Below are 23884 nucleotides of genomic sequence, written 5' to 3' on the forward strand. Positions count from 1 at the left end.
GGGGTCATTTCCCCGCCGTTTTTTGTTTGGCGGTGTCCGGCTCGAGGCCGAGCGTGCGGCCCGGGAAGCCGGCGGCGTCGAAATAACGCTGGCTGCCAACGCGCTGCACGTTGAGCACGGTCTCCAGACCGTTCTCGGACTTCTTCTTCGACCTCTCCACGCTCTTGTACGCCTTCGGTACGATGCCGTTGGGCAGCGCCTCCGACATCACGCGGCCGACGAGCCCGCCGTTCTGCGAGCCCCGCAGGCCGAGGAGCTGGGCGGCGGTCATGCCGACGTCGGCATTGCTGACCGGGATCTCGCTGACATAGCCGGCTTTGAAGTCCGGACCGATGGCGGCCATGAAGTTCATGGTGTCGCCGCGGCTGAAGCTGCCATGCATGCCCTGGCCCTGGCGCAGCACCGTGTCGGCGACCTGCACCGAGCAGTTGGTCGGCGCCTCGCCGCATTCGCTGGCATAGGAGCGGAAGTTGACCACGATCGACGGCGTCGGCGTCGCCGACTTGCCGCGCAGATTGACGCTCGACAGAGGCAGCGTGCCCGGGAAGCGGCCGAGCGAATCCTCGACGAACAGGCCGGAGACGTAGTCCTGATCCAGCAGCGCCTTGATCGTTTTCGCAGCCAGCTTCTTGTCCTTGTTCGGCAGGTAGATCAGGTCCGAGCCGCCATTGGTGGCGACGACGAGATCGGGCTTCTCCGGATCCTTGCCGAGCACGCCGTTACCGGCTTTGGGATGCTTGTTGCCTTCGATCTTTGCGTTCTTGTCGTTGGGGTCGAACAGCGGCAGGTCGAGTGCCTTGGCGAGGTCGATCGCCAGAAAGCCCATCGGCAGGAAGTCCTTCGGCGTGTCGTCGTAGCTGACCTTGGCCGAGGGGCTGGTCTTGCTTTCCTTGGAGATGGTCGAGAAGCCGTGGTCGGCCTGCACCATGATGTTGGTGGTGGCCGCAAGGCCAAGCTCGTCGAGCGCCTTGCGGAGCTGGCCGAGGTTGTTGTCGGCGTTCCTGATGCCGGCCATCGAGGTCGGCCCGTTGATGCCGGGCAGGATCTGGTTGAGGCTGTCGCCGGTGTTGTGCTGGCTGCCGTCGGGGTCGCGCGACCAGAATACCAGCACGAACGGCTTGTTGCGCGCCTTGAACATCGGCAGCACCACCTTGGCGGCGACGTCGGCGAAATAGGCCTGCTGCGCCACGTTGGCGACAATGGTGCCGGGCGTCTTGGCATCGCCCGCCTTGCTGTTGTCGCCGCGCGGCGGCGTGGCGAGGGGCAGGCCGGCCTTGGTCAGCGCCGCTTTCACCTCGTCCGACAGTGCTACGCCGTTCTTGCCGCCGGTGGAGTCGTCGAACACGACCGAATGCAGGCCGGGTTTCTCGGGCTTGTCGGTATGGTCGAACTGGTAGGTCGGACCGACTTTGCCGATCGCCGCCGTGCTCAGCCCCTTGTCGCGGGCCATCTTCAAAATGGTTTCTTCGTTGAGATAGTCGCCCTTGAAATGCTCGTCGATGTCGCCGAGCACGGCGTCGTTCTCGATGAAGGGGACCACGGTGTCGCCGGCCGGACCTGAGGTGTAGTTGGTCCAGATCGTGTTGGAGAACACGCCGGTGTCGCCGAGATAATGGCCGGTCGACATCGCCGAGCCGTTGGCCATGGTGAAGGTCGGGAACAGCGAGTGCGAGTTCTTGAAGTTGACGCCCTTGTCGCGAACCTCGGCCATTGCGGGTGCGGTTTCAGGAGTGACCTTCAGCGCGCGCAGTCCGTCGGGAATGAACAGGATCAGGTTGCGGGGCGTGTTGTTCTGGGCGGAGGCAAATCCGGTGGACAGCGCTGTCAGTCCGACGGACAGCAACACCAGTGAACGGCGGCGCATCAAGTCTCTCCTGCGATGAGGCGAATGGCCGCGGTCGCGGCCCCCGGCATCGTTTAGTTTCGCTGTATGACAGTTTTGTTACAAGGCCTGCGACGAATGCAAGAGGGCTGGGGGAGGGGGATTGTTCTCACAGACTCGTCATTGCGCTCTACAGCGTGTTTGTGGTTCCAGACACGGCTTCGCCTTCTCGCGGCGCATTTCGCCCGAGCCTTGGCTGGTCGCGTCACCCCCAAAATGAAAGAGGGCGCAGGGAAGACCGGGTGCCGGCCGGGCACCCACGGTCCACTGTGCGAAGGTTGCGCTACAAGAGGCTGCACAGCGGCATACAGGTGAAGCCAAGACATCCGGCCTTCCCTGCGCAGTGGTCTTACGGCTTATGTCGCGCTCTCCTCGGGGAGCGATGCACTATTGCCCCCGTCGCCTTGCGGCTGACGATGCGCGCGCCCGGTCGGGCCGCCGCATCACCGCAACGCTTGACGCCAGCCTGCGGGCGCCAGGACCACACGATTTTGCCGTACGCAGATCACACCGGTCGTGCGCGCGACGCCTTCGCTCACGGTTGCCCGCCCTGCGAAGCTTTTCGCGCCGATGTGACCCACGTCCACCGCCGTCCGGCCCGCGTTCGTGACGATCGCGATACGCCCCTCTTCCTAGGGCCGGAGTGCGAAATGTCTAACAAAAATCCGAATTCTAATAAAGAGAAATATTTTTCAGCCTGTCTCTTGACCCGTGCTTGGGTGTTTTGCCCGACGAGTTGCACAAGGGGTTGTTGCGGGAACGGTCATTCCGGCGCAATCGGCACTCGCGGATTCTGCGCGAGGGCCGGGGCTGGCTTGACTGTCGCCGGGGTAGCTCCGCTCCTGGTCAGATCGCGCCGCAGCGCAAGCGGGGCCGCCCTGAGTGCGTAGATGATCGCGATCTGAGTCCTGTTCTGGATGCGGTATTTGCGCATGATGTTGCCGATATGCGCCCGCACCGTGTTCTCCGAGATTTTCAGCTCGTAGGCGATGTTCTTGTTCTGCATTCCGCGTGCGATCAGCATCATCAGTTCGCGTTCACGCGGCGTCGGCGTAATCGAGTCTTTCGGATCCGGGCTCATGACTGGCTCCTCCCTGGCCGTTGAGTTGTTGTCGCCGTCCCAGCACGTTCTCACTCCGTCTTGAGCGCTTCTATCGGACTGAGCCTGGACGCCTTATGCGCAGGATAAAAACCGAAGATGAGGCCGGTTGCGATCGAGAAGACAAGGGCCAGGGCAATTGCTTCGCTGTCGATCGATGTGATCCAGCCCGCCATGCGCGCGACCGTCATCGACAGCGTGATTCCACCGACAACGCCGATGGCGCCGCCGAGAAGGCAGAGTACGAGCGCTTCGCAGAGAAACTGGAGGCGGATGTCCCGCATCCGGCCGCCGAGCGCGCGGCGAATGCCGATCTCCCGGGTGCGCTCGGTGACCGACACGATCATGACATTCATGATGCTGATGCCGCCGACGAGCAGCGAGACCGAGGCGATGGCGACGAGCAGCAGCGCCACGGTGCGGATCGCGCCCTGCTGCGCTTCCATGGCAGCAGCCGGATCCTGGACCTTGAAGTCGTCCTCCTGGCCGGCAGGGATACGGTGGCGCTGTCGCAGCAGGCTTTCGATCTCCGATCGCGCGCCCGCCATCTGGCCATCCGCAGCCACCTTGGCGATGATGTAGGCGACCGAATCCCGGTTGATGTTGCTCGCGCTGCCGAGGAAGCGCAGCTTGGCCGTGCTGAGCGGCACGAAGGCAACGTCGTCCTGTGCCGGGCCCTTGCGATCGAGCACGCCGACCACTTCGAGTGGCACCTTCATGATCCTGATCTGCGCGCCGACAGGATCGTCGCCCGGCGCGAACAACTCGCGTGCGACGGTGCTTCCGAGGATCACGACCTTGCCGGCACCGGCCTCCTCGGCGGCGGAAAAATAGCGTCCGGCCTCGAGCTGCCAGTCACGGACCATGAAGTGGCTGGTCGTCGTGCCGTTGATGGTCGTGTTCCAGTTCTTGCTCTCGTGGATGACCTGCGCCGTTCCGGCGATCGAGCCGGCCGCGGCCTGAATTTCCGGAATCTGCTCGAGAATGGCATGCACATCGCTCTCGGTCATCGTCAGCTTGCTGCCGTCCTTGAGACGTACGCCGCCCTGATAGACCGCCCCCGGCGTGATCATCAGCACATTGGCGCCGATCGAGCGGATCTGTTCCTGAAGGCGAAGCTGCGCGCCGGACCCGATCGCAAACACCGTCACGATGGAGGCGACGCCGATCACGATTCCGAGCATGGTGAGGAAGCTGCGCAGCGGGTTGAGGCGCAAGGCGTGCAGAGCAATCTGGAAGCCCTGGAGCATCGTCATGGCGTAAGGCCCCGTTTCGGCAGGAGTTGCGCCGACGTCTCGTCGCTGACGAGCTCGCCATCGTGCAGGCGAATCGTGCGCCGGCACTGCGTCGCGATGCCGGGATCGTGCGTGATCATCACGATGGTCTGGCCGGTCCGGTTAAGCGCCGCGAACAGTCCCAGGATTTCGGCACCGGTGCGGCTGTCGAGCGCACCGGTCGGCTCGTCGGCGAGCACGATCAGCGGAGAGGCGATCAGCGCCCGCGCGATCGCGACGCGCTGCTGCTCACCACCCGAGAGCTGTCGCGGAAAGTGATGGGCCCGGTGCAGCATGCCGACGGCCTGAAGGCTCTCTTCGGCGCGCGCCAGGCGCGCCTTGCGACCGACACCGCCATAGACCAGTGGCAGCGCGACGTTCTCGATCGCATTGTGGCGCGCCAGCAAATTGTAGGACTGGAACACGAAGCCGATGCTGCGCGCCCGCAAAGACGACCGGCGATCTTCCGAGAGCTCGGCAACATTGGCACCCTCGAGATGAACCGCTCCTTCGCTCGGCAGGTCGAGCAGCCCGATCATGTTCATCAGTGTGGACTTTCCCGAGCCCGACGGGCCCATCACAGCCACGATCTCACCTTGCGCGATGTCGAAGCTGACGTTGCGCACCGCAGGCACCGAGACTCCGTCGGTGCGATAGGTCCTGGATACGGACCGAAGACTGATCAGGGGCAGGGGAGTGCTCATGATCCGAACCTGATTCCGAGGAACTCCATGCCTGCGGGCCTGATGGCCTGGCCGACGGCGACCTGACTGCCCTCGACAAGGTTTCCGCTCTTGAGCGCAACCTGTTCTGTGCCGGCCGCGCCGACCGTCACCGCAATGCGCTGCAGCGAGCCGCTGGAAGTGCGGACCCAAACGCCGCTGTTCGCAGTGATTGCATCCGGCCGCATGCCGGATGGCTGGAAACGCAACGCGGCGAGCGGCACTTTCAGCACGTCGTCCTGCCGCTCGATCACGATCTTCACCAGAGCGGTCATGCCGGGCAGCAACGCGCCGTCGAGATTGGAGGTCGACAGCACCACGGTGTAGGTGACGACGTGCTGCTGATTTTGCGGTGCCTTGCGCACCTGCCGGACCACGGCCTCGAAGCGGCGGTCGGGATAGGCATCTACGGTGAAATGAGCGCGCTGGCCGGGGACGATGCGCCCGATATCGGCTTCGTCGACCTGGGCATGGATCTCCATGTCTTCCAGGCGGTGGGCAACCACGAAGGTGGTGCGCGACTCCAGGCCCACCGCAAGAGTCTGGCCCTCGTTGACGAACCTGCCGACAATGACACCGTCGATCGGCGAACGGATCACGGTGCGGTCGAGATCGGCCTGGGCCGCAGCAAGCACGGCCCCCTTTTCCGGCACGGCCATTCGCGCCTGCTGCAACTCGGCCTCGATCCGGCGAACGTCGGCCTGCGCGCCATCCACGGAATAGGCATTGAGGGACATCATGATCTCGGCCTCGCGCTCCTGGGCGAGCCGGGCGGTGAATTCCGTCTGGGCGTCGTCGACCGTCGAGGTCGCCACCACATTCTGCGACTGCAGGGCGAGTTTGCGCTGCAAAGTCTTCTGCGCCGACGTCTTGACCGCTTGGGCGCTCTCGAGTTTGGCGGCAAGCACGTCGCGGCTGCCCCTGGCGTTCTGCAGGTCGATCCGGGCCCGATCGAGCTTGGCCCGCGCGATATCGACCAGCGAGTTGGCAACGGCCATCGAAGCCCTGGCTTCATCGACCTTGGCTGCGAAGCTGCGCGGATCGATCAGGGCGAGCGGCTCGTCCTTGCTGACGGTATCGTTGAAGTCGACATAGACCCGAGCGAGTTGCCCCGATAGCTGGGAACCCACCTCGATCGTCTTGACCGGTTGGAGCGCTCCCGTCACCGTCACGGTCTGCTCGATGCTGCCGCGCTGGATCGCGGCGTAGCGGAACATCGGTGCATCCGAGCCGAGAGTAGGAGAGGTACGCCCGTCCGGTGCAAGGAACCGCTTCGTCGCTTCGTAGGCGCGGGCCATCCCGTCCGCCGCATTTCCGGTCGCGCCCGCGATGATGGCTGGTGGCGCGACGTAGGGCAGGGCGAGGCCGCATCCAGTGCCGAGCAACACCATGATTGGTACAAATCGCATATGCATATCAAGCCCCGCCTCTTGAAATGACGTTGAGAGCGGAAAAGTCGAATATCGCGCTATGGTTGTATTTCGATCGAGGCGATGGTGGCGCCTCGGCAATATGTCGTCGTTCTTAGTGCGACGGACGGGTGCGCTCCATGATCCAGAAGTAAACTACGAAGCTGTGAGCTTTCGCGACTTGCGCGGATCGCATACCGGGCGTATTCAAAACGTAGCGCGCGGTATCGAACTCGATAGCTGACTTTACGTCCCGGCTGGTCCAATCGGCGAGCTGATGGTGTTCAAGTTGGCGCAGAGTGGCGGCGTCATGATGCAAGTGGCGAGATCACGGCCGGAGACGCCTGATTTCCGCATTTCGGTGACGGCATTTCGCCGGCAGACCGCACCTGTCGGCGTCAAAGCTCTCCCATCACGAAGCCTGATTTGTGAACGCCTTCACTCTTGCCGACGGAGTGTTGGCCTTAAAGACGTCAAGTTGGGGAGCCGACGAAGCTCGTCCGTTCCGTGCCGACGCATTCAAGCACCTTGTTGTCGCTTGCAAGAACAATGGATGGCTCGCGCTGGGCTATCGAGCGCAAAGTCCGGGAGTCTGTCGCAATGAATTCAAATCAAGCTACAGTTTATGTCGTTGACGACGAAATCCAGATACGAAACGCGATCGGGCGCCTTTGCGAGGAGACGGGACATCAGGTGAGGCTGTTTGCCTCGACGGATGAATTCCTGAGCGAGAACCTGTCTGAAGGCCCGTCATGTCTCGTGCTCGACGTTCGCTTTCCCGGAACGTCGCCGACCGGGCTCGAGCTTCAGCACAGGCTCGCCGAAACGGGCGTGCTCATACCGATCGTTTTCATCAGCGGCCATTTGGACATCCGGGTCTCGGTCGAGGCCATGAAGTACGGCGCGGTCGAATTCTTGCCAAAACCCTTCCGCGAACAGGAGATTCTCGATGCGATCCGGCACGGCATCGAGCGCGATCGCAGGCGCATCGAGCGCGAGAACGCGGTGCGCGAGGCGCGCCGGCGCGTTGAAACGCTGACGGCCCGCGAGCGGGAGATCATGCTGCTGATGGCTGAGGGGCTCGTGGCCAAGCAGATTGCGGCAAGACTCGGCGTCAGCGAGGTGACCGCCAAGGTTCATCGCGCCAGGATGATGCGGAAGCTGGCGCTGCGTTCGCCGATCGAAGTGGTGAGATTGATCGATTGCATGGGGCGAGAAGCCGCTACGATGCGGATCGGCGCGAGCCATTCGCTGACCTAGAGCTGCCGGCGGCGAGATGCAGCACAACGTTTAGTCCTTACTGATTAGCATGAACTGCAGTCTATCGCACCGAGCACCATCGGTTCACAGTCGTCCCTGCGATGTCGGCATCCTCCAAGACGGCATCCGAACCCAGTCAGACAACTTGGCTAGAAAGGGATATTCCATGCGCAAATTGTTTTTTGCCTCCGTTGCCGTGTTCGCTCTGTCTTCCGCCGCTCAAGCGGCCAACACCGCCAATACAGTTCAGATCGGTGGCGCCAACAGCTCCTCCGTGACGCAGAACGGTGTGACGAATGACACCTCCAACACGACCCAGCTCGGCTTCTTCAATTCCGCGACCACTTCGCAGGGTCTCGCCACTCCGTCACTCAACAATGCCAGCACGGTGACCCAGGTCGGCGGTATCGTCAATACGGCCACCACCATGCAGAACGCCTTCGGCGGCAACAGCAGCTCGATCTCTCAGAGCTCGTTCCCATTGCTGCCGCCGAGCAACAGCGCAACCGTCGGGCAGAACTCGATCCTGCTCTTCGGGAACACCAGCGTCATCAACCAGCACTAGTCCAGCCCCGAACGGTCCCGGGCGCCTCCCAGCGCGGTGCGTCCGGGCCGTCTCTGAAAGTACCGCACCCGAGCGGCCCGCCCGATGACGGATCGACGGCTGATATTCGCGGAGGAATCACATGCGCATCAAATTCATCATTGCGACGGTCGGCGCCCTCGGCGCGTTGACAGCTGTCGAGGCTCATGCCGGAAATTCGGCGAGCGTGCTGCAGTTCGGTGGAACGAACAGCTCCTTCATCTCCCAGAGCGGGGGCACCAGCAACACGGCCACCACCCTGCAATTCGGCACCACGAACTGGGCGACGACCCTACAAACGGGATCGCCGTTCTCGGTAAACTCGCTGACGATCGGGCAAGGCGGCTCGTCGACCGGCCCTGCGATCAACAATACGATCCTGGCCGGTCAGGGCGGCGGCTCGAACACGAGCCTGATCGGCCAGATCGGCACCAACAATGCAGCCTTGCTGTCTCAGTTCGGGCTTTTGAACGGATCGACGATTCTCCAGCAGACACCGTGACCGGGTGGTTCGTCCCTGATTTCCGCAACTGTGCAGAGGCCTGCCATGAAATACCGCCTTCCCCCCGCCGCCAGTATCGCAGTTCTGATTGTCTGTTGCATGCAAGGTAGCCTGGCGCAGGCGCAAACCTTCGACTTCAAGAACGTCGTGTCGGTCAACGGTCCTCCCGTCGTTGTGAACCAGAGCAGCCAGTTCAACATGACCGGCCTGTTCATGGTCGGCGGCAACACAAGCGGGACCGTCGTGCAAACCGGGACCACGAACGCCGTCGGAATCCTGCAGTTCGGCGGAACGACGTCGGCATCGATCAGTCAGACCGGGATTTTCAATTCCGCATCGGTTGGCCAGACCGGCCAGTCGGCCACCAGCTTGCTGTCCCAGCTCGGCACCATGAACGCGGGGGCGATCGCGCAGTTCGGAACGATCAACTCGTCGACGGTGATCCAGAAAAGCCCATAAGACGCGCGCATCGTTGCGATGTGAAGATGAATGGGGGAAGCGCAATGAGATGCGGCAGGCAGATCTTGGCGACGACCGCAGCGTTCGCAGTCATGTGCGCGGTGACCGAAGCATCCGCGGGATCCGTCCAGCGCAGCGTGACGAACCGGAACGTGAGCATCGAAACGATCGTGCAATTCGGCGACAATGTTCAGCCGGTCACGATCGAGGAGAACAGCCGCATCAATATCGCGCGGGTGATCCAGATCGGCGGCACTGGTACCGTGGATGCGACGATCATCCAGAACGGTACCCGCAACTATGCTAACGTGATCCAGGTGGGCGGCACTACCAATGCGGCGATCGGTCAATCTGGTGCGAGCAATACCGCCGACATCACCCAGATCGGTAATTCGACCAATGCTCTCCTGCTGCAGATCGGGGACATGAACTCGGGCGCGGTAAGGCAGTTCGGACGCTTCAACTGGCTCGCGATATTTCAATTTGGCCGATGACCGAAACAAAGAGGTGTGACATGAAGTTTCTGCTGCTCGCATCCGGGATGAGCCTCATGGCCATGATCGGGATCGCTTCGGCCGGGGCCGGCGAATCCGGCGATGGCCACACCACCGCTGTCCAGGACGAGAACGGGACAGCGGTGATCACGCAAAGCGGCGATCCTGCGCACGCCGAGGTCAGGGTCGACAAGGAGCCCGGCCGCACGACGATCACCCGCCGCAGCGGCGGCAATACCGCCATCGTCTCGCAAGGCAATGGAAATGCGCAGGACATGCTCGACTGGCTGCGCAAACAGCAGGGCCGCTGAGCGAGCAGAGGCTGCGATTCTGCCGCACCGGGTTCCCCGTTAATCTCGTGCCTTAACCAATAATTAATTATAGGTTTGCGGCTGGGCGACGGCCCGGCCTAGCGTGCAATGGGGAGCCGCGAAGCCAAACGAGTTGGTGCGTATCATGATGTCCAGATCATTTGGGGCGCTCGTCGCCTCGTTCAGCGCCGCCGCGCTGCTCCTTGCCTCCAGCGACAGTTTTGCAAGACCTGGCGGCGCCGCGCCGCATGGTGTTGCAATTGGCGCTGCGCCGTCCGGCCCGGGGGCGCGTCCGTCGATTTCGCCGGGCGCCCGTTTCCGCGGCCGCAACACGCCCTGGGTCTACTGGCCGGGCGGTGGCGGGTTCTTCTACGACAATGCCGGCTATAACCAGCCCTTCGTCGATGCCGGGCAGCCGGCCTCGACCGATATCCGCTACACCTACACCTATGACGTTCCTTGGGACTGGACCCATCGCTTCCCACCTAACGTGGTGCCGTCCGACCGGCCCTATGTGCCGAGTTGCCCGACGGAGCAGGTGACGGTGCCTGGCCGCGGCGGCGGCGAGCACACCGTCAACATCATGCGCTGTTACTGAGCGGCGCTAGCCGAGCTCGAAGCTGGTCACGCCGAAGACGCGGTCGATCCGCAGCGGCGCGATCGGCCCTGTGTACATCCGCGCCGTCTCGAACACCGGCTTGAGGCCGAGCGTTTCGGCGAGCGCGATGGCCTCGCGATTGACGGCGGGGACGTCGAGGAAAACGTCGCCGCCGCCTGTGCTCGCGAGCAAGGCCTGCACGACGGCCTCTGCCGACGCGCGGTCGTCGGCGACGAGCGGGCCGATCTTGTGGCCGCTCCGGCACGGCCGGATCACGCCCCACGCAGCAAGCTTGCCATCGCGCATCAGCGCGCGGCCGACATGACCCGATGTCGTGATCCAGGCGCGCAGGAACGCGCTGCGCGGAGCCGGGAAGACCGTGGAATCATCGGCTTCCACAAGCGCGAACGGGATCGTGTCCAGCGCGACGAGGTCGGCGGGCAGTTTCGTCGAGGCGGTGACGATGCCGCCGTAGCGGATGTTGGCATAAGAGAGCCGGAAACCGGATTTTCTGTAATTGTCCTGCTGTGCCGCGACACCGTCGAGCCCGATCACCCGCGCGCCCGCATGCGCGACCGCCGCGTTCCAGATCCGCAGGCCGTGGCCCGCGCCGCGCAAGCCTGAGCGCACGATGTAGAAACCGAGGAAGGCGAAGCGATCGTCGTAGTTGACGCAGGAGACGGTGGCGACCGGCTCGCCGTCGATCTCTCCGACGAAGAAGCCCGCCGGGTCGGGAATCGCGAAACAGGCGGCGTCGGAGCGGCCCGGATTCCAGCCCTCGGCCGCCGCCCAGTCGACGGCGAGGGCGATCTCCTCGGGACGCAAATTGCGGATTTGCAAATCGCTCATGACGCATGCCCTCGGCTGTGGACCTGCCGGCAGGTCCGGCGGTAGAAGGCCTGATGATAGGCCGGGCCATAGCAGACTGAAACCGGGCTCGCCTCAACATGGGGATGATCGGTCATGGCAGCAGAGAAGGTCGCACTCGTCACCGCCGGCGGCAGCGGCATGGGAGCAGGAGCCGCGCGTCGGCTCGCGGCCGATGGTTTTCGTGTCGCGATCCTGTCGTCCTCCGGCAAGGGCGAGGCGCTGGCGGCCGAGCTCGGCGGGCTTGGCATCACAGGCTCCAACAAGTCGAATGACGATCTGAAACGCCTCGTCGACGGCGCGATGGCGAAGTGGGGACGCATCGACGTGCTCGTCAACAGCGCGGGTCACGGTCCGCGCGCGGCGATCACCGAGATTACCGACGAGCAGTGGCACACCGGCCTCGATACCTATCTGCTCAACGTGATCCGTCCGACCCGGCTGGTGACGCCGGTGATGCAGGCGCAGAAGGCCGGCGCCATCATCAACATCTCGACCGCCTGGGCGTTCGAGCCGAGCGCGATGTTTCCGACCTCCGCGGTGTTCCGGGCGGGCCTTGCCGCCTTCACGAAGATCTTCACCGACACCCACGCCGCCGACAACATCCGCATGAACAACGTGCTGCCGGGCTGGATCGACAGCCTGCCGCAGCTGGATGCGCGCCGCGACAGCGTGCCGATGAAGCGCTACGGCAAGGTCGAGGAGATCGCGGCGACGATCGCGTTTTTGGCGTCTGACGGCGCCGCCTACATCACCGGCCAGAACATCCGCGTCGACGGCGGACTGACGCGCTCGGTCTGAACCGGGGAGATTCGAGCCGCGCTGGCGCGGCCTTGTCGTGACGCGACGCGGACGTGCGTTGCGCGTCGCTGCTGACGGGTGATGCGTGGCTGGCTCCGGCCTTGCCGGGGCTATCTGTTGTTGAGTGCCACGCGCGAGCTTCGGCAGGTCATTGCGTGTCGGTTCAGTCACACCCCTCACGTTTCGTGCGCGCGGGATCATTCAGTTCGCCATAGTCCGGGAGGGTTCGCTGCAGTCCAAGACGCGAAGCAGTCGGCCACTCCATACCCGATCCGAGCCGGATGTCGTCCATCCGCAGATTCGGTAACGCGATGTTCGATCGCGTGAGGCAAGGGGACTGGAATGAAGACTTTTTCGCTGGCAGTGGCCATGGTTGTTACGGCCACCGCATCCGTGCAGGCGGCCGACCTTGCGGCGCACTACACCAAGGCGCCAGCCGCCAACTGGACCGGTTTCTACGTTGGCGCCAATGTCGGTGGGCAGTGGGGCAGTGGGGACCCGAGCACCTCGACCATCGCGATCCCGGGGGGCTATTTCGATCCTACCAGCATTCCCGCCGTCAACGCGGTCGGCGCCCAGAGCATCAATAGCTCCAGCGTCACCGGCGGATTCTCGGCAGGTTATAACTGGCAGGTCAACCACGCCGTGCTGGGTCTCGAAGGCGACATCAACTACTTCGGCTTCAGGGGGAGTGCGGCGGGCACGGCCTTGTACCCCTGCTGCGCACCGGACACCTTCACCGTCAATTCGTCGGTCTCGGCGGACTGGCTCGCCACCATCCGCGGCCGCCTTGGTTTCCTGGTGGCTCCGGCCTGGTTGATCTACGGCACGGGCGGCGCAGCAATTGCGGAGGTCAAGGGCAGTTTCAACTTCAGCGACACGTCGTCGGCGGCAATGAGGGAGTCCGCCGTGATCCGCGACACCCGCCTCGGCTGGACCGCGGGCGTCGGCACCGAATACGCCTTTGGCGGGGGCTGGTCTCTGAAGGCGGAATATCTCTATGTCGATCTCGGCCGTGCCTCGGCGACCAGCACCAATCTGGTTCGCTCTATCGATGGGCTGCAATTCCCGGGCAACGTCTACACGCACTTGCTCGACCTCAAGGCGAACATCGTGCGGGTCGGCGTGAACTACAAGTTCGGTGAACCGGGTGCCGCCAGGTACTGAACTTCATCCCGTTCCTATTCTGGCGGCGAAAGCCCCGGCGTGAAGCCGGGGCTTTCTGCTTGATGGCACTGTTCAGTGCGCAGCCGCCAGCTGCGCCGGCGCAAGCAGGATCTTGTGGCGGGCGAAAGAAGACGAGGTCCCGATTCACGCTTGCGCGTTACGGGTTCCGCCATCGGCTCGCGAATTTAACTTAGCTAACCGGCTAACAATTATTGACGCTCAGGCCCCCGGCTTGTATAGTTAGCTTCATGGCTAACCAATTATCCCGCCTCGACCAGGTTTTCGCCGCCCTTGCCGATCCCACAAGGCGGGCGATCGTGATGCGGCTCTGCGCCGGCGAGGCGTCGGTCGGCGAGCTTGCCGATCCCTTCGACATGGCGCTGCCAAGCCTGATGAAACACATCCATGTGCTGGAGACGAGCGGGCTCGTGCAGTCGGAGAAATCCGGCCGCGTGCGCACCTGCCGCCTCAGTCCCGACGCGCTCCTTGGTGCGGAAGACTGGTTCCAGCAGCAGCGCGCGATCTGGGAGGCCCGGCTCGACCGGTTCGAGGCTTACGTAATGAAGCTCAAGAAGGAGCGGGAGCCGGCCGGAAAGCCGTCCCGAACACGCAAACGGAAAGGTGCCAAGTGATGACGAACTCTCCCAATCCCGCCCTGTCGCAATGGTCGCTCGACCGCGAGATCGTGATGTCGCGCGTGGTCGACGCGCCGCGCGATCTCGTGTTCGAGGCGTGGTCCGACCCGAAGCATCTGCCGCAATGGTTCGGCCCGAAGGGCTTCAAGGTCGAGACCTTCGAGATCGACGTGCGCGTCGGCGGTGTCTGGCGCTTCAACATGATCGGCCCGGACGGCACGGTCTATCCGAACCGGATGCGCTTTCGCCGCATCGAGCGGCCGTCCCTGATGGAGATGGACCATGGTGTCGACCAGGACGAGGATCCCGGCATGTTCCGCTTCACCGTCACGTTCGCCGAGCAGAGCAACGGCAAGACCGTGCTGATGATGCGGCAGCTGGCCTCGAGCGCCGAGCAGCGCGACGGCATGATCGGCTTCGGTGCTGTCGAATACGGCTACCAGACGCTGGACAAGCTAGCGGCGTATGTCGGTGGGATGAAGAGGTAGACCCGCCGTCTCAGTCGTCAAGCCCGGCCATGACGGATGAGACGGCAGGAGCGCGCTTCACTCGCAGCCTTCACTCCTTCGCCTCATCCGCGACGATGCCGCCGAGCTTCTGCCAGCGCTGGCCGTCGAACTGCACCATCTGGAACTGCTTGTTGACGCGGTAGTCGGTCGGCGTCGTCGTCACCGAGATGCCCGGGAGCGTCAGGTCGAGCTCGATGTTCTTGAGGTTGGCGGCCTGACGCATCACGTTCTCGCGGGTAAGGTCGTCGCCGCATTGCTTCAGCACCTGCGCCAGAAGCTGTGCGGTGATGTAGCCGTACACGTTCAGGTTCGAATCCTTGTCGCCATCCGGGTAGTATTTCGACATGAAGGCGAGATAGCGCTTCATGCCGGGATCGTCCTTCCACTCGGGATCGGCGGAATCCTTGACATAGCCGACGCTGACGACCCCCTTGGCGTTGTCGAGTCCGGCGGGCTTCAGCACCGCGCTGACCGAGGAGGCGTTGATGTCGATGATGTGCAGCGGCTTCCAGCCGATCTCGGCGACCTTCTTGATCGCCTGCGCCGCCTGTTTCGGCGTCGTGGCGCTGAACAGCACGTCCGCACCGGCGTCCTTCAGGCGCAGGATCTGGGAGTCGATCGTCGGCTCGGTGATCTCGTAAGAGGTCTCGGCCACGACCATCTTCGCCTTGTCGCCGAGACCGGCTTTGAGGCCAGCGAGGTAGTCCTTGCCGAGATCGTCGTTCTGGTAAAGCACGCCGATTTTCGCGTTCGGATGGTTCTTCAGGAGATATTGCGCGTAGATCCGGCCTTCGACGAGGTAGGACGGGTTGAAGCCCATGGTCCAGGGAAAGTTCTTCGGATCGGTGAAGCGCGCTGCGCCCGTCGCTGCGAAGAGTTGCGGGACCTTCTTGGCGTTGAGATATTTCTGCACGGCGACGTTTGGCGCCGTGCCGATGATCTGGAAGGTCAGCAGCACCTCGTCGCTCTCGACCAGCCTGCGGGTCTGCTCGACGGTCTTCGGCGGCGAATAGGCGTCGTCATACTGGATCAGCTCGACCTTGCGGCCGTTCACGCCGCCCTCGTCGTTGATCATCTTCATGTAGGCGGCCTGGGTCTTGCCGATCACGGCATAGGCGGAGGCCGGACCGCTGAGCGGCACCGTTTGGCCGACCTTGATCTGGGTGTCGGAGGCGCCCGGATCGTATTTCTTCTGGGCCTGGGCGGCCGGAATCGACAGCGCGAGAACCAGCGCGGAGGCCGCAGCGCATTTGAGAAGTGCTTTTTTCATATCCATTTCCTGCTCGTTACGGTCATTCGCCCTTGAGGCCGGCCGCGCGGATCAGCCCGGCCCATTTCTGCGTCTCGCTGTCGATGAACTGGCCGAATTCGGCGGCGCTGCCGGCGCGGACCTCGAGGCCCTGGGCGGTCAGCCTGTCCTTGATCGCGGGCACGGCGAGCGCGCGCAGAATCTCGGCCTGTAGCTTGTCGACGATCGCGCGCGGCGTCGTCGATGGCACCATGAAGCCATACCAGCCGGCGGCAGCCACGTTGGGGAAGCCCTGCTCGCGCAGGGTTGGCGCTTGCGGGTAGAGCGCGCTGCGCTCGGGTGAGGCGACGCCAAGCACGATGAACTTGCCGCTCTGGATATAGGGCAGCGCGGTCGGCAGCGCCGTCAGCGTGGCGTCGACGCGTCCGGCGAGCAGCTCGGTGTAGGAGGCCGCGTCGCCGCGGAAGGGGATGTTGAGGCCCTTGACGCCGGCATCCCGGAACAGGAGCTCGCCGGCGAGATGCGGCTGCGAGCCGGCGCCGGGCGAGGCGAAGGTGAGGCCGTCCGGTTTCGATTTGCCGTAGGCGATCAGCTCCGGCAACGTCTTGAACGGCGCATCGGCGCTGATGATCAGGAACAGGGGCGCGATCACGGCCATCGCGACCGGCTGGAGATCCTTGCGGTCGTAGGTCAGCTTGCCGAACAGAGCTTCCGCAGTGGCATAGGGCGCGGCGACGTAGAGGATCGTATAACCGTCGCCAGGCGCATGCGCGACGAGATCGTTCGCAATGCGCGTGCCCGCGCCCGGCTTGTTTTCGACGATGAACTGCTGGTGGAGGCTGCGGCCGAACTCTTCAGCGAGCAGGCGAAGCGAGATGTCATTGGAGCCGCCGGGCCCGTAGGGCGAGATCAGCCGCACCATGCGCGACGGCCAGGCGTCCTCGGCGTGCGCCGTCAGGCCCGAGCCGGCGGCAAGCCCGCCTGCGAGTGTGCCCAGCAGGGTTCGGCGTGTGACCTTGAATGATGCCACTGTTCTCTTCCTCCCTTTTGTTTTTGTCTTGTTTCGACGTCAGATCACCTTTCGCTCGGTGAGCTGTTCGATCTCCCGGTCCGAGAGGCCCAGCCAATCCCGGTAGACCTCGCGATTGTCCTTGCCGACGTCGCCGGCGGCGTGACGTAGTCGCGCGGGGTCGACGGTGAAGCGCGGAACGACGTTGGTCATGGCGACGGTGCCGAAATCCTTGTCCGCGACGCGCGTGATGACCTCGCGCGCCACCACTTGCGGATCGCTCGCGATCTGGTCGATCGCGTAGATCGGTGCGAGCGTGCCCTGCGCGGCATTGAATTTGGCGAGGACCTCGTCGAGGGGATGCGCCGCGCACCAGGCGGCGAAGACGTCGTTGAGCTCGCCGGCGTGCGCGACGCGCTGGTCGTTGGTGGCGAAGCGCGGATCGTCGATGAGATCGGGCCGTCCGATCGCCCGGCAGTTCGCTGCATAGAGTGCGTTGGTCGATCCTGCGAGCGTCACCCAGTGATTGTCGCTGGTCCGAAATACGGCGGCCGGCGCCGAATAGCCGTTGGCGTTGCCGATGCGGCCGCGAATGGAGCCGAGCTGGTCGTGCTCGATGGCGAGGACGTCGAGCAGCCGAAAGACGGCTTCGGTGAGCGCGAGGTCGATCTCCTCGCCGGGCGCATTCGGGTCGCGCGCCCGCTTCCACAGCGCCGCGAGCACGCCGACGGCGCCGAACAGGCCGCCGATCGAATCCCCGATCGGGTAGCCGGGGTGGGTCGGTTCGCCGTCGCTCTCACCGGTGATGTAGGTGAGCCCGCCCATCGCCTCGAAGATCCGGGCGAAGCCCGGTCGCTCGCGGTAGGGCCCATCCTGCCCGAAGGCGGTGGCGCGCAGAATCACGAGGCGCGGCTGGATCGACCACAGCACCTCTTTGGAAAGGCCCCAGCGATCGAGCGTTCCCGGACGGAAATTCTCGATCAGCACGTCGAAGCGCGGAAGCAACTGCTTGAACAGCGCGAGTCCGTCCGGTGTGCGCAGATCGAGGGTGGCAAACTTCTTGTTGCGGTTGGCGGCTTTCCACCACAGCGGCTTGCCGTCCTTGAACGGCGGAAACGATCGCACGCCGTCGCCATGTCCGGGCATTTCGATCTTCAGCACCTCGGCGCCGTAGTCGGCCAGCAATGTTGCGGCAAACGGCGCGGCGATGATCGTCGCGATGTCGAGAACCTTCAATCCGTCGAGCGGACCAGCCATGACATTTCCTTGGATCCCTATGATTTTCTTTGTTGTTTACGCAGCGGCATCGCGGGTGCCGCTTGCTTGACGACGGCGCGGATGCTGTCTGCCAGCGCTACGATGCGCGGGCCGATCTCGCTCTCCAGCTGGCCAGGCTGGAGCCGGAACGCGGGGATGCCGCAATTGATGGAGAACGACCGCTTCGTCTCGCTGGTGTGAAACAGCGGCGCGGCGACTGCGTGGATCGAGGCCATGTACTCGCCCCAGCAGGTGCAGAAGCCGCGGCTCGTGCATTGCGCGATCCCTGCGCGGAATCTGTCGCGGAATGCCGACCATAGCTCGGCGTCGTCGGCCTCGATGCGCCTTTCGAGCAAGGCGGAATCAGCCGGCGGCAGGGTTGCCGCCGCGGCGCGGCCCATCGCGGTCATCACCACGGGGATGGGCATGCCGATATCGGGGACGTGCGGGCCGACGTCGCCGGAGCGCGCGGTCTCGACATAGATCATCGATGTGCCGTCGAGCAGGCCGATCGAGACCGTGCCGCGCACGCTCTGCGCCAGTTCCTGCATCATCGGGCGCGCGACCTGCCGGAAGGGCATGTCGGCGAGCAGCGGATGGGCCATGCGTAGCGCATGGGCACCGACGCGATATTTCGCGCGCTCGGATTCGTAAGTGAGGTAGCCGAGCTCGGCCAGCGTATGCGTCAGCCGCGCCACCGTCGGCCGCGGAATCCCCGTGAGCGTCGACAGCTCCATGTTGCCGAGCAGCGTCGTCCCGGCCTTGAAGGCTTCGAGCACCACGAGGCCTTTTGCGAGTGTCGATGCAAAAGCGGCGTCATCGGCGCTCGACGCCAGCACCGTGGCGGCGGAGGAGGACGCGTGGGGCGGTTTGGACGCGGTCTGAGCCATCCACGATTAATGGACCGGCAGGCACCGTCTGTCCAATAGATTCCAGAGATGCGCTTGTATCGTCCAATATGTGGACAATATCGCGTATCTCTGGCGCAGACAAAAGATGCGCGCAGAGCGCCCCGCACACAGAATTTTGTCGTGATTGCATGGCCCGTTGTGACAGGATTATTACGAAGACGTGTCACATCGATTACAGCGGAGCGATTCATGTTGCAGTGGCAGGCGCGGTCCAATCCTCTCGCATGGTGGTGGGGGTCCCTGACGCTTGTCAGCAACGTCAACATCCTGGTCTGGTTCATGCTTTACCGGGAGTTCTACCAGCCGGTCGGCGGCAACTTCGCCGTGCCGTCGGGGATGGGCGTGATGCTGGTGCTCTGCGCAGGTTATGTCTTCGGCTGCGCCTTCCGTTCGTTCCTGCCGCGCGCTGACGTGCAGCGCATCTGCCTGTTCGACACCTGGCTCTCCAGCGTGTTCGTCGGCCGCACCGTGGCGACCGTCGCCGAAGTGTGCTTCGCCGCGCAGTGGGCCATCATCCTGCATCAGCTCGGCGGCATGGCCGGTGCCGAGACCACGCTGAACATCGCGCTCGTGATCGTGCCCGTGATCATCATCGCGGAATGCTTCTCCTGGTACGCGGTCGTGACCACCAACTATCTCTACAACGCGATCGAGAATTCGTTGTGGGCGGTAACCTTCTTCCTCGTCGGGATCGCGCTGTGCCGCCTGATGCCGGAATTCCAGGGCGTGGTGCGTTGGGCGCTGATGTCAGGCATCTTCGGCATCGCCTGCTTCCTCGCCTTCCTCGTCACCGTCGATGTGCCGATGTATCTCAGCCGCTGGCGGGCAGGGCATGCCGAGGGCGGTCGATTTTTGGGCTTGCTCGAAGGCCTGCATGACGTCTCGACGCGCTGGGTGGTGACCCACGACATCGCGCACTGGAAGGGTGAGTTGACCTGGATGTTCCTGTATTTCAGCGCTGCTGTGTGGTCCAGCCTTGCGCTTTGCGCGCTCTACGCCATGGAAGGCTATCTCACGCGCTATCTGGCCTGAGATTTCTTTTTTGACGCGTTTTCCTGACGCGAACCGGTATCCACTTCGCTTGAAAACGCTCTATTTGCCGACCAGGCTGCACTTGCTGCGCTCGAGCGGGCGGAAGGCCTGGTCGGGCGGGATGGTCGCGACCAGCTTGACGAAATCCCAGGGACCTCTGGACTCTTCCGGCGTCTTGACCTGCACGAGATAGAGATCGTGCACCATGCGCTGGTCCTCGCGGATGCGGCCGTTGGTGGTGTAGGCGTCCGAGACCGGCGTCGCCTTCATCTTCGCCATCACGGCCGCGCTGTCGTCCGAGTCAGTGTCCTTGACGGCCTGCAGGTAGTGGCGCACGGCGGAATAGACGCCGGCCTGGATCTGCGACGGCATCGCCTTGCGTCGGGCATAGAATGCGTCGGAGAATTTCCGCGCCGCCGGCGAGACGTCCTCGAAGAACGAGGTGACGATGAGATCGCCGCGCGTGGCTTTCAGCCCGACCGCCTCGATATCGACGTTCTGGAACGACATCGGCACGATCTTCATGCCCTGCGCGGCAAGACCGAATTCCTCAGCCTGCTTGATCGCGGTGGCGTTGTCGCCCGCGACGTTGATCGCGAGGATCTTGGCGCCCGAGGACTGCGCCTGGAGCAGGAACGAGCTGTAGTCGGGCGTGCCAAGCTGCGCCTTGACGCCGCCCGCGACCTTGCCGCCAAGTTCAATGATACGGGCGCGCGCGGTTGCCTCGATCGAATGGCCGAAGGCATAGTCGCCGGTGATGAAGAACCACGGTTCCTTGCTGGTCTGCATGATGCCGGAGACGACCGCGGTCGCGGTGGAGTAGGCGTCCTGGGTCCATTGCACGCTGGTCGGCGCGCAGGCTTCGTCGGTGAGCTGATTGGCGCCGGCACCGGAGACGAGGAAGATCTTGCCGTTGCCGCGCACCAGCTCCTGCACCGCGAGCGCCGCGCCGGAGCTGCCGCCGTCCGCGATTGCCTGCACGCCGTCGCTGAACCATTTGCGGGCGAGCGAGGCGGCGAGGTCCGGCTTGTTCTGGTGATCGGCCTGCAGGATCTCGATCGGCTTGCCGTTGATCTTGCCGCCGAACTCCTCCGCCGCCATCCGCGCCGCCTCGAACGAGCCCGGGCCCATGGCGGTCGCGAAAATGCCGTTCATGTCGGTGAGGACGCCGATGCGGATAGCATCGCCCTTGATCTCGGCGCGCGCGGTGGTGCCTGCGAGCGCCAGCGTGACCAGCAGAATGGCGGTCGATGCCGTGCGGAGTGTGGCCATGGCGTTTCCCGATTTTGTTGTCGTTGCGATTGATCGGCGTCGAAGGTCAGGCCGTCTCGGCGACGACCTTGTTGCGCAGGATTCCGATGCCGGAGATTTCGACCTCGACGGTGTCGCCGGGGCGCATCCACAGCGGCGGCGTGCGCTTGGCGCCGACACCGCCGGGCGTCCCAGTCACGATGACGTCGCCGGGGACGAGCGGGCAGATCGTCGAGATGTAGGCGATCAAATCAGGGATGGCGGTGATCAGGAGATCGGTGGTGGTGTCCTGCACTACGGTGCCGTTCAGGCGCGTCTGCAAGGTGAGCTTTGACGGATCGGGGATCTCGTCCGCCGTCACCAGCCACGGACCGAAGCTGCCGCTCTCCGCAAAAGTCTTGCCGGAGAGGAACTGGCTGGTGTGGCGCTGCCAGTCGCGGATGCTGCCTTCATTGTAGCAGGAATAGCCGGCGATGTGCTCGAACGCGCGGCTCGCGGGGATATGCCGGCCTTCCTTGCCGATCACGAGCGCCAGCTCGCCCTCATAATCGAAATCGTTACTCACGTTCGGCTTCACGATCGGCTGAAGATGGCCGACCTGGCTGCAGGGAAAGCGGACGAACAGCGCCGGCTTCTCGGTGACGGTGCGTCCGGTTTCGGCGACGTGGTCGCGATAGTTGAGGCCGACGCATATGATCTTGCCGGGATCTGGGATCACGGGCGCGAAGGCGATCTTGTCGAGCGAATGATCCGGGGCCGTCGACGCGACCAGCTTGGCCGCCTCGGCAACACGGCCGGATTCGAGCAATTGCCGCAGCGTCGTGCAGGGCGCCATGCGCGTGCCGAGATCGACGATGCCGTCGTCCTTGACGGCTCCGAAGGAGGCGCGTCCGCCGGCGATGAAAGAGAGCAGCTTCATGAGATGTCCTGGTGTTCGGTCAGGCCGCTGACGGCGCTTGGTTTGAAGAGATTTGGGTTGGAGGCGTGATGGCGGCGATGAGCCGGTCGAGGTCGCTGACGTCGCGCGCGGTGCCGCGGACATAGCGGTCGGGGCGAACCAGCGCGGCGATGATGCCGTGCGAGCGGAGCCAGGGTCCGACGCCATCGGCATCGTCGGCGGCCAGGATCTTGATTCCTGACTGCGGAACAGCGTGACGCGCGGCGCTGTCGATGAGCAGCACGTGGTCGTAGCCGATCGCGTCGTCGCCGCGGCGGCCGTCCTTCATGTCGAATTGCGGCGCGAGATGGCCGGCCAATCGAAGGTCGCCGAGCGCGAGCCCGGGGCCGAGCAGGGGCTTCTTCACCTCGAGCTTGACCGGCGCATTCTCCCGGGCTTGCCCGGCGGCAAGGCCGGCCTCGATCGCCTTGGTGTTGATGACGCCGCCGAGGCGGATGGCGAGCTCGATGAACTCGCGCACGTGCGGCTGGCGCTCGCTTTGATAGGTGTCGAGCAGGTCGGGCGAGGCGCCGACGCGGATGATCGCGGCCAGCTTCCAGGCAAGGTTGGCGGCATCGCGGATGCCGGCGCACATGCCCTGGCCGAGGAAAGGCGGGGTCTGGTGCGCGGAATCGCCCGCCAGTAACAGCCGTTCATTTCGCCACTGCTGCGCGATGACGGAATGAAACGTGTAGACCGCGGCGCGCTCGATCTCGGCATCGTCGGGGGTGATCCAGCGCGACAGCAGCTCCCACACCTGTGCCGGCTGCGCCACCTCCTGAGAGTCCTCATTGGGGAGGACCGTGATCTCCCAGCGCCGCCGTGTGCCGGTGCCGCGGACATAGGTTGCCGGCCGGCGCGGATCGCAATGCTGGAGGCTGTAATCGCCGAGATCGTCGCGCGCGCGCTTCAGCAGGACGTCGATCACCAGCCAGCGCTCGTGAAAGCCGAGATCGTCCATGCCGGAGCCGATGAAGCGGCGGACCAGCGAGCGGGCGCCATCGCAGCCGACGACATAGGCCGCGCGGACCTCGCTGAGCTTTCCACTCGTGAGGTCCTCGTAGCGCACGCGCACCCCGGTCTCGTCCTGGTCCAGCGCGAACACGTCGCAGCGGTTGCGCAAGGCGACGTGCGGCCAGCGCGAAAGGCCGGCGATCAACGCGTCCTCCAGGTCGGGCTGGTGGAAGCGATAGCTGAGATTCCAGCCCATCGGCGTCAGTGTCTGCGGCCGCGACCAGTCCAGCAGCATCCGGCCGTCCGCGTCGAGGAAGAGCATGCCGGGACTGAGGATGACATGCGGCAGGATGTCGTCCGCAAGACCAATGGTCTGGAACACGCGCATGCATTCGTCGTCGAAATGCACCGCGCGCGGCAAATGATACGTCCGCGCCTCGCGCTCCAGCACCAGCGTTCGCACGCCGCACAGGCCGAGCAGATTGGCAAGGGTCGCGCCGACCGGACCACGGCCGACGATCACGACATCAAACTCTTCGGGGGCGGATTTATCTTGCATGGGGCTATCTCTTCGCCAAGCCGCGCCGCAGCATCAATCCCGCCGCATCAAGTGTCCGCCCAGCGGACACCAGTCGTCTTTCGGCCAGTTGTCCACCAGCCGGACAACTCGATGATAGCGCTAAGCGCTGCAGGCTCGTGTGGCTAAGGAAGA

At 64.1% G+C, this 23884-nt stretch carries 25 protein-coding genes; 12 read left to right on the top strand and 13 right to left on the bottom strand.

Annotated elements, in window-relative coordinates:
• Positions 1–4: 4 nt before the first annotated feature.
• The 5 genes from FNV92_RS14915 to FNV92_RS14935 form a co-directional block, all read right to left on the bottom strand.
• Positions 5–1864, bottom strand: a complete 1860-nt coding sequence (locus FNV92_RS14915) for an alkaline phosphatase family protein (protein ID WP_143845871.1) — start codon at positions 1862–1864, stop codon at positions 5–7.
• A 781-nt stretch (positions 1865–2645) separates the two neighbouring features.
• Positions 2646–2963: a response regulator transcription factor gene (locus FNV92_RS14920; protein WP_041748238.1), complete on the bottom strand. Its 318-nt coding sequence runs from the start codon at positions 2961–2963 to the stop codon at positions 2646–2648.
• A 50-nt stretch (positions 2964–3013) separates the two neighbouring features.
• Entirely contained in the window at positions 3014–4237 is a 1224-nt protein-coding gene (locus FNV92_RS14925) for an ABC transporter permease (RefSeq protein WP_143845870.1), read from the bottom strand.
• A complete protein-coding gene (locus FNV92_RS14930; protein ID WP_015685485.1) occupies positions 4234–4959 on the bottom strand; it encodes an ABC transporter ATP-binding protein in 726 nt (241 codons plus the stop codon). Before FNV92_RS14930 ends, FNV92_RS14925 begins: the two co-directional genes overlap by 4 nt.
• A complete protein-coding gene (locus tag FNV92_RS14935; protein WP_143845869.1) occupies positions 4956–6386 on the bottom strand; it encodes an efflux RND transporter periplasmic adaptor subunit in 1431 nt (476 codons plus the stop codon). The genes FNV92_RS14930 and FNV92_RS14935 overlap by 4 nt, the downstream gene beginning before the upstream one ends.
• Positions 6387–6986: 600 nt before the next feature.
• Between FNV92_RS14935 and FNV92_RS14940 the strand changes: the two genes are divergently transcribed.
• The 7 genes from FNV92_RS14940 (at position 6987) to FNV92_RS14970 (ending at position 10593) form a co-directional block, all read left to right on the top strand.
• Positions 6987–7646, top strand: coding sequence for a response regulator transcription factor (locus FNV92_RS14940; protein WP_041748852.1), 660 nt, complete (start codon positions 6987–6989; stop codon positions 7644–7646).
• Positions 7647–7812: 166 nt separating this feature from the next.
• Positions 7813–8211, top strand: coding sequence for a hypothetical protein (locus FNV92_RS14945; protein WP_015685488.1), 399 nt, complete (start codon positions 7813–7815; stop codon positions 8209–8211).
• A gap of 121 nt (positions 8212–8332) precedes the next feature.
• Positions 8333–8731, top strand: a complete 399-nt coding sequence (locus tag FNV92_RS14950) for a curlin (RefSeq protein ID WP_015685489.1) — start codon at positions 8333–8335, stop codon at positions 8729–8731.
• A gap of 99 nt (positions 8732–8830) precedes the next feature.
• Positions 8831–9190, top strand: a complete 360-nt coding sequence (locus tag FNV92_RS14955; protein ID WP_015685490.1) for a curlin — start codon at positions 8831–8833, stop codon at positions 9188–9190.
• A 65-nt stretch (positions 9191–9255) separates the two neighbouring features.
• Positions 9256–9684, top strand: coding sequence for a curlin (locus tag FNV92_RS14960; protein ID WP_283812514.1), 429 nt, complete (start codon positions 9256–9258; stop codon positions 9682–9684).
• A 20-nt stretch (positions 9685–9704) separates the two neighbouring features.
• On the top strand, positions 9705–9995 hold the full coding sequence (locus tag FNV92_RS14965) for a hypothetical protein (RefSeq protein ID WP_015685492.1): 291 nt from the start codon (positions 9705–9707) through the stop codon (positions 9993–9995).
• A 145-nt stretch (positions 9996–10140) separates the two neighbouring features.
• Entirely contained in the window at positions 10141–10593 is a 453-nt protein-coding gene (locus tag FNV92_RS14970; RefSeq protein ID WP_015685493.1) for a hypothetical protein, read from the top strand.
• Positions 10594–10599: 6 nt separating this feature from the next.
• Here the strand turns inward: FNV92_RS14970 and FNV92_RS14975 are convergent, their stop codons facing one another.
• Positions 10600–11442 carry a GNAT family N-acetyltransferase gene (locus FNV92_RS14975; RefSeq protein WP_143845866.1) on the bottom strand — a complete coding sequence of 281 codons (843 nt, stop codon included), beginning with the start codon at positions 11440–11442 and terminating at the stop codon, positions 10600–10602.
• 114 nt (positions 11443–11556) lie between these two features.
• Between FNV92_RS14975 and FNV92_RS14980 the strand changes: the two genes are divergently transcribed.
• The 4 genes from FNV92_RS14980 to FNV92_RS14995 all read left to right on the top strand — a co-directional run bounded on the left by FNV92_RS14980 (position 11557) and on the right by FNV92_RS14995 (position 14551).
• Positions 11557–12261, top strand: coding sequence for an SDR family oxidoreductase (locus FNV92_RS14980; protein WP_143845865.1), 705 nt, complete (start codon positions 11557–11559; stop codon positions 12259–12261).
• 342 nt (positions 12262–12603) lie between these two features.
• Positions 12604–13428, top strand: coding sequence for an outer membrane protein (locus tag FNV92_RS14985; RefSeq protein ID WP_143845864.1), 825 nt, complete (start codon positions 12604–12606; stop codon positions 13426–13428).
• A 248-nt stretch (positions 13429–13676) separates the two neighbouring features.
• Positions 13677–14060, top strand: coding sequence for an ArsR/SmtB family transcription factor (locus FNV92_RS14990; protein ID WP_143845863.1), 384 nt, complete (start codon positions 13677–13679; stop codon positions 14058–14060).
• Positions 14060–14551, top strand: coding sequence for an SRPBCC family protein (locus FNV92_RS14995; RefSeq protein ID WP_168213709.1), 492 nt, complete (start codon positions 14060–14062; stop codon positions 14549–14551). The genes FNV92_RS14990 and FNV92_RS14995 overlap by 1 nt, the downstream gene beginning before the upstream one ends.
• A gap of 70 nt (positions 14552–14621) precedes the next feature.
• Here FNV92_RS14995 and FNV92_RS15000 read toward each other — a convergent pair whose 3' ends face one another.
• From FNV92_RS15000 to FNV92_RS15015, 4 genes are read right to left on the bottom strand one after another with little or no spacing between them, the layout of a single operon-like run.
• Entirely contained in the window at positions 14622–15842 is a 1221-nt protein-coding gene (locus tag FNV92_RS15000) for an ABC transporter substrate-binding protein (protein WP_168213708.1), read from the bottom strand.
• 22 nt (positions 15843–15864) lie between these two features.
• Entirely contained in the window at positions 15865–16851 is a 987-nt protein-coding gene (locus tag FNV92_RS15005; protein WP_143845860.1) for a Bug family tripartite tricarboxylate transporter substrate binding protein, read from the bottom strand.
• 39 nt (positions 16852–16890) lie between these two features.
• Entirely contained in the window at positions 16891–18087 is a 1197-nt protein-coding gene (locus tag FNV92_RS15010; RefSeq protein WP_143845859.1) for a CaiB/BaiF CoA transferase family protein, read from the bottom strand.
• Between the two features lie 17 nt (positions 18088–18104).
• Positions 18105–18977, bottom strand: coding sequence for an IclR family transcriptional regulator (locus tag FNV92_RS15015; protein WP_143845858.1), 873 nt, complete (start codon positions 18975–18977; stop codon positions 18105–18107).
• 210 nt (positions 18978–19187) lie between these two features.
• Between FNV92_RS15015 and FNV92_RS15020 the strand changes: the two genes are divergently transcribed.
• Positions 19188–20030, top strand: a complete 843-nt coding sequence (locus FNV92_RS15020; RefSeq protein ID WP_143845857.1) for a hypothetical protein — start codon at positions 19188–19190, stop codon at positions 20028–20030.
• A 60-nt stretch (positions 20031–20090) separates the two neighbouring features.
• Here the strand turns inward: FNV92_RS15020 and FNV92_RS15025 are convergent, their stop codons facing one another.
• The 3 genes from FNV92_RS15025 to mhpA are packed head-to-tail and all read right to left on the bottom strand — an operon-like array spanning position 20091 to position 23731.
• Positions 20091–21302, bottom strand: coding sequence for an ABC transporter substrate-binding protein (locus FNV92_RS15025; RefSeq protein WP_143845856.1), 1212 nt, complete (start codon positions 21300–21302; stop codon positions 20091–20093).
• 46 nt (positions 21303–21348) lie between these two features.
• Positions 21349–22200: a fumarylacetoacetate hydrolase family protein gene (locus FNV92_RS15030; protein ID WP_143845855.1), complete on the bottom strand. Its 852-nt coding sequence runs from the start codon at positions 22198–22200 to the stop codon at positions 21349–21351.
• Positions 22201–22219: 19 nt separating this feature from the next.
• Positions 22220–23731, bottom strand: coding sequence for a bifunctional 3-(3-hydroxy-phenyl)propionate/3-hydroxycinnamic acid hydroxylase MhpA (mhpA, locus tag FNV92_RS15035; RefSeq protein ID WP_143845854.1), 1512 nt, complete (start codon positions 23729–23731; stop codon positions 22220–22222).
• Between the last annotated feature and the right edge of the window lie 153 nt (positions 23732–23884).

Origin of the sequence: Bradyrhizobium cosmicum, from assembly GCF_007290395.2 — a bacterium.
Taxonomy (GTDB): Bacteria; Pseudomonadota; Alphaproteobacteria; order Rhizobiales; family Xanthobacteraceae; genus Bradyrhizobium; species Bradyrhizobium cosmicum.

What these genes read in the sequence shown, in the direction of transcription:
- FNV92_RS15020 (WP_143845857.1), top strand. Translation starts at nt 19,188, where the DNA reads ATGTTGCAGTGGCAGGCGCGGTCCAATCCTCTCGCATGGTGGTGGGGG.
- FNV92_RS14970 (WP_015685493.1), top strand. Translation starts at nt 10,141, where the DNA reads ATGATGTCCAGATCATTTGGGGCGCTCGTCGCCTCGTTCAGCGCCGCC.
- FNV92_RS15000 (WP_168213708.1), bottom strand. Translation starts at nt 15,842, where the DNA reads ATGAAAAAAGCACTTCTCAAATGCGCTGCGGCCTCCGCGCTGGTTCTC.
- FNV92_RS15010 (WP_143845859.1), bottom strand. Translation starts at nt 18,087, where the DNA reads ATGGCTGGTCCGCTCGACGGATTGAAGGTTCTCGACATCGCGACGATC.
- FNV92_RS14965 (WP_015685492.1), top strand. Translation starts at nt 9,705, where the DNA reads ATGAAGTTTCTGCTGCTCGCATCCGGGATGAGCCTCATGGCCATGATC.
- FNV92_RS15015 (WP_143845858.1), bottom strand. Translation starts at nt 18,977, where the DNA reads ATGGCTCAGACCGCGTCCAAACCGCCCCACGCGTCCTCCTCCGCCGCC.
- FNV92_RS14945 (WP_015685488.1), top strand. Translation starts at nt 7,813, where the DNA reads ATGCGCAAATTGTTTTTTGCCTCCGTTGCCGTGTTCGCTCTGTCTTCC.
- FNV92_RS14935 (WP_143845869.1), bottom strand. Translation starts at nt 6,386, where the DNA reads ATGCGATTTGTACCAATCATGGTGTTGCTCGGCACTGGATGCGGCCTC.
- FNV92_RS14980 (WP_143845865.1), top strand. Translation starts at nt 11,557, where the DNA reads ATGGCAGCAGAGAAGGTCGCACTCGTCACCGCCGGCGGCAGCGGCATG.
- FNV92_RS14990 (WP_143845863.1), top strand. Translation starts at nt 13,677, where the DNA reads ATGGCTAACCAATTATCCCGCCTCGACCAGGTTTTCGCCGCCCTTGCC.
- FNV92_RS14995 (WP_168213709.1), top strand. Translation starts at nt 14,060, where the DNA reads ATGACGAACTCTCCCAATCCCGCCCTGTCGCAATGGTCGCTCGACCGC.
- FNV92_RS14915 (WP_143845871.1), bottom strand. Translation starts at nt 1,864, where the DNA reads ATGCGCCGCCGTTCACTGGTGTTGCTGTCCGTCGGACTGACAGCGCTG.
- FNV92_RS14955 (WP_015685490.1), top strand. Translation starts at nt 8,831, where the DNA reads ATGCAAGGTAGCCTGGCGCAGGCGCAAACCTTCGACTTCAAGAACGTC.
- FNV92_RS14920 (WP_041748238.1), bottom strand. Translation starts at nt 2,963, where the DNA reads ATGAGCCCGGATCCGAAAGACTCGATTACGCCGACGCCGCGTGAACGC.
- FNV92_RS14925 (WP_143845870.1), bottom strand. Translation starts at nt 4,237, where the DNA reads ATGACGATGCTCCAGGGCTTCCAGATTGCTCTGCACGCCTTGCGCCTC.
- FNV92_RS14975 (WP_143845866.1), bottom strand. Translation starts at nt 11,442, where the DNA reads ATGAGCGATTTGCAAATCCGCAATTTGCGTCCCGAGGAGATCGCCCTC.
- FNV92_RS14940 (WP_041748852.1), top strand. Translation starts at nt 6,987, where the DNA reads ATGAATTCAAATCAAGCTACAGTTTATGTCGTTGACGACGAAATCCAG.
- FNV92_RS15030 (WP_143845855.1), bottom strand. Translation starts at nt 22,200, where the DNA reads ATGAAGCTGCTCTCTTTCATCGCCGGCGGACGCGCCTCCTTCGGAGCC.
- FNV92_RS15025 (WP_143845856.1), bottom strand. Translation starts at nt 21,302, where the DNA reads ATGGCCACACTCCGCACGGCATCGACCGCCATTCTGCTGGTCACGCTG.
- FNV92_RS14950 (WP_015685489.1), top strand. Translation starts at nt 8,333, where the DNA reads ATGCGCATCAAATTCATCATTGCGACGGTCGGCGCCCTCGGCGCGTTG.
- FNV92_RS14930 (WP_015685485.1), bottom strand. Translation starts at nt 4,959, where the DNA reads ATGAGCACTCCCCTGCCCCTGATCAGTCTTCGGTCCGTATCCAGGACC.
- FNV92_RS14985 (WP_143845864.1), top strand. Translation starts at nt 12,604, where the DNA reads ATGAAGACTTTTTCGCTGGCAGTGGCCATGGTTGTTACGGCCACCGCA.
- mhpA (WP_143845854.1), bottom strand. Translation starts at nt 23,731, where the DNA reads ATGCAAGATAAATCCGCCCCCGAAGAGTTTGATGTCGTGATCGTCGGC.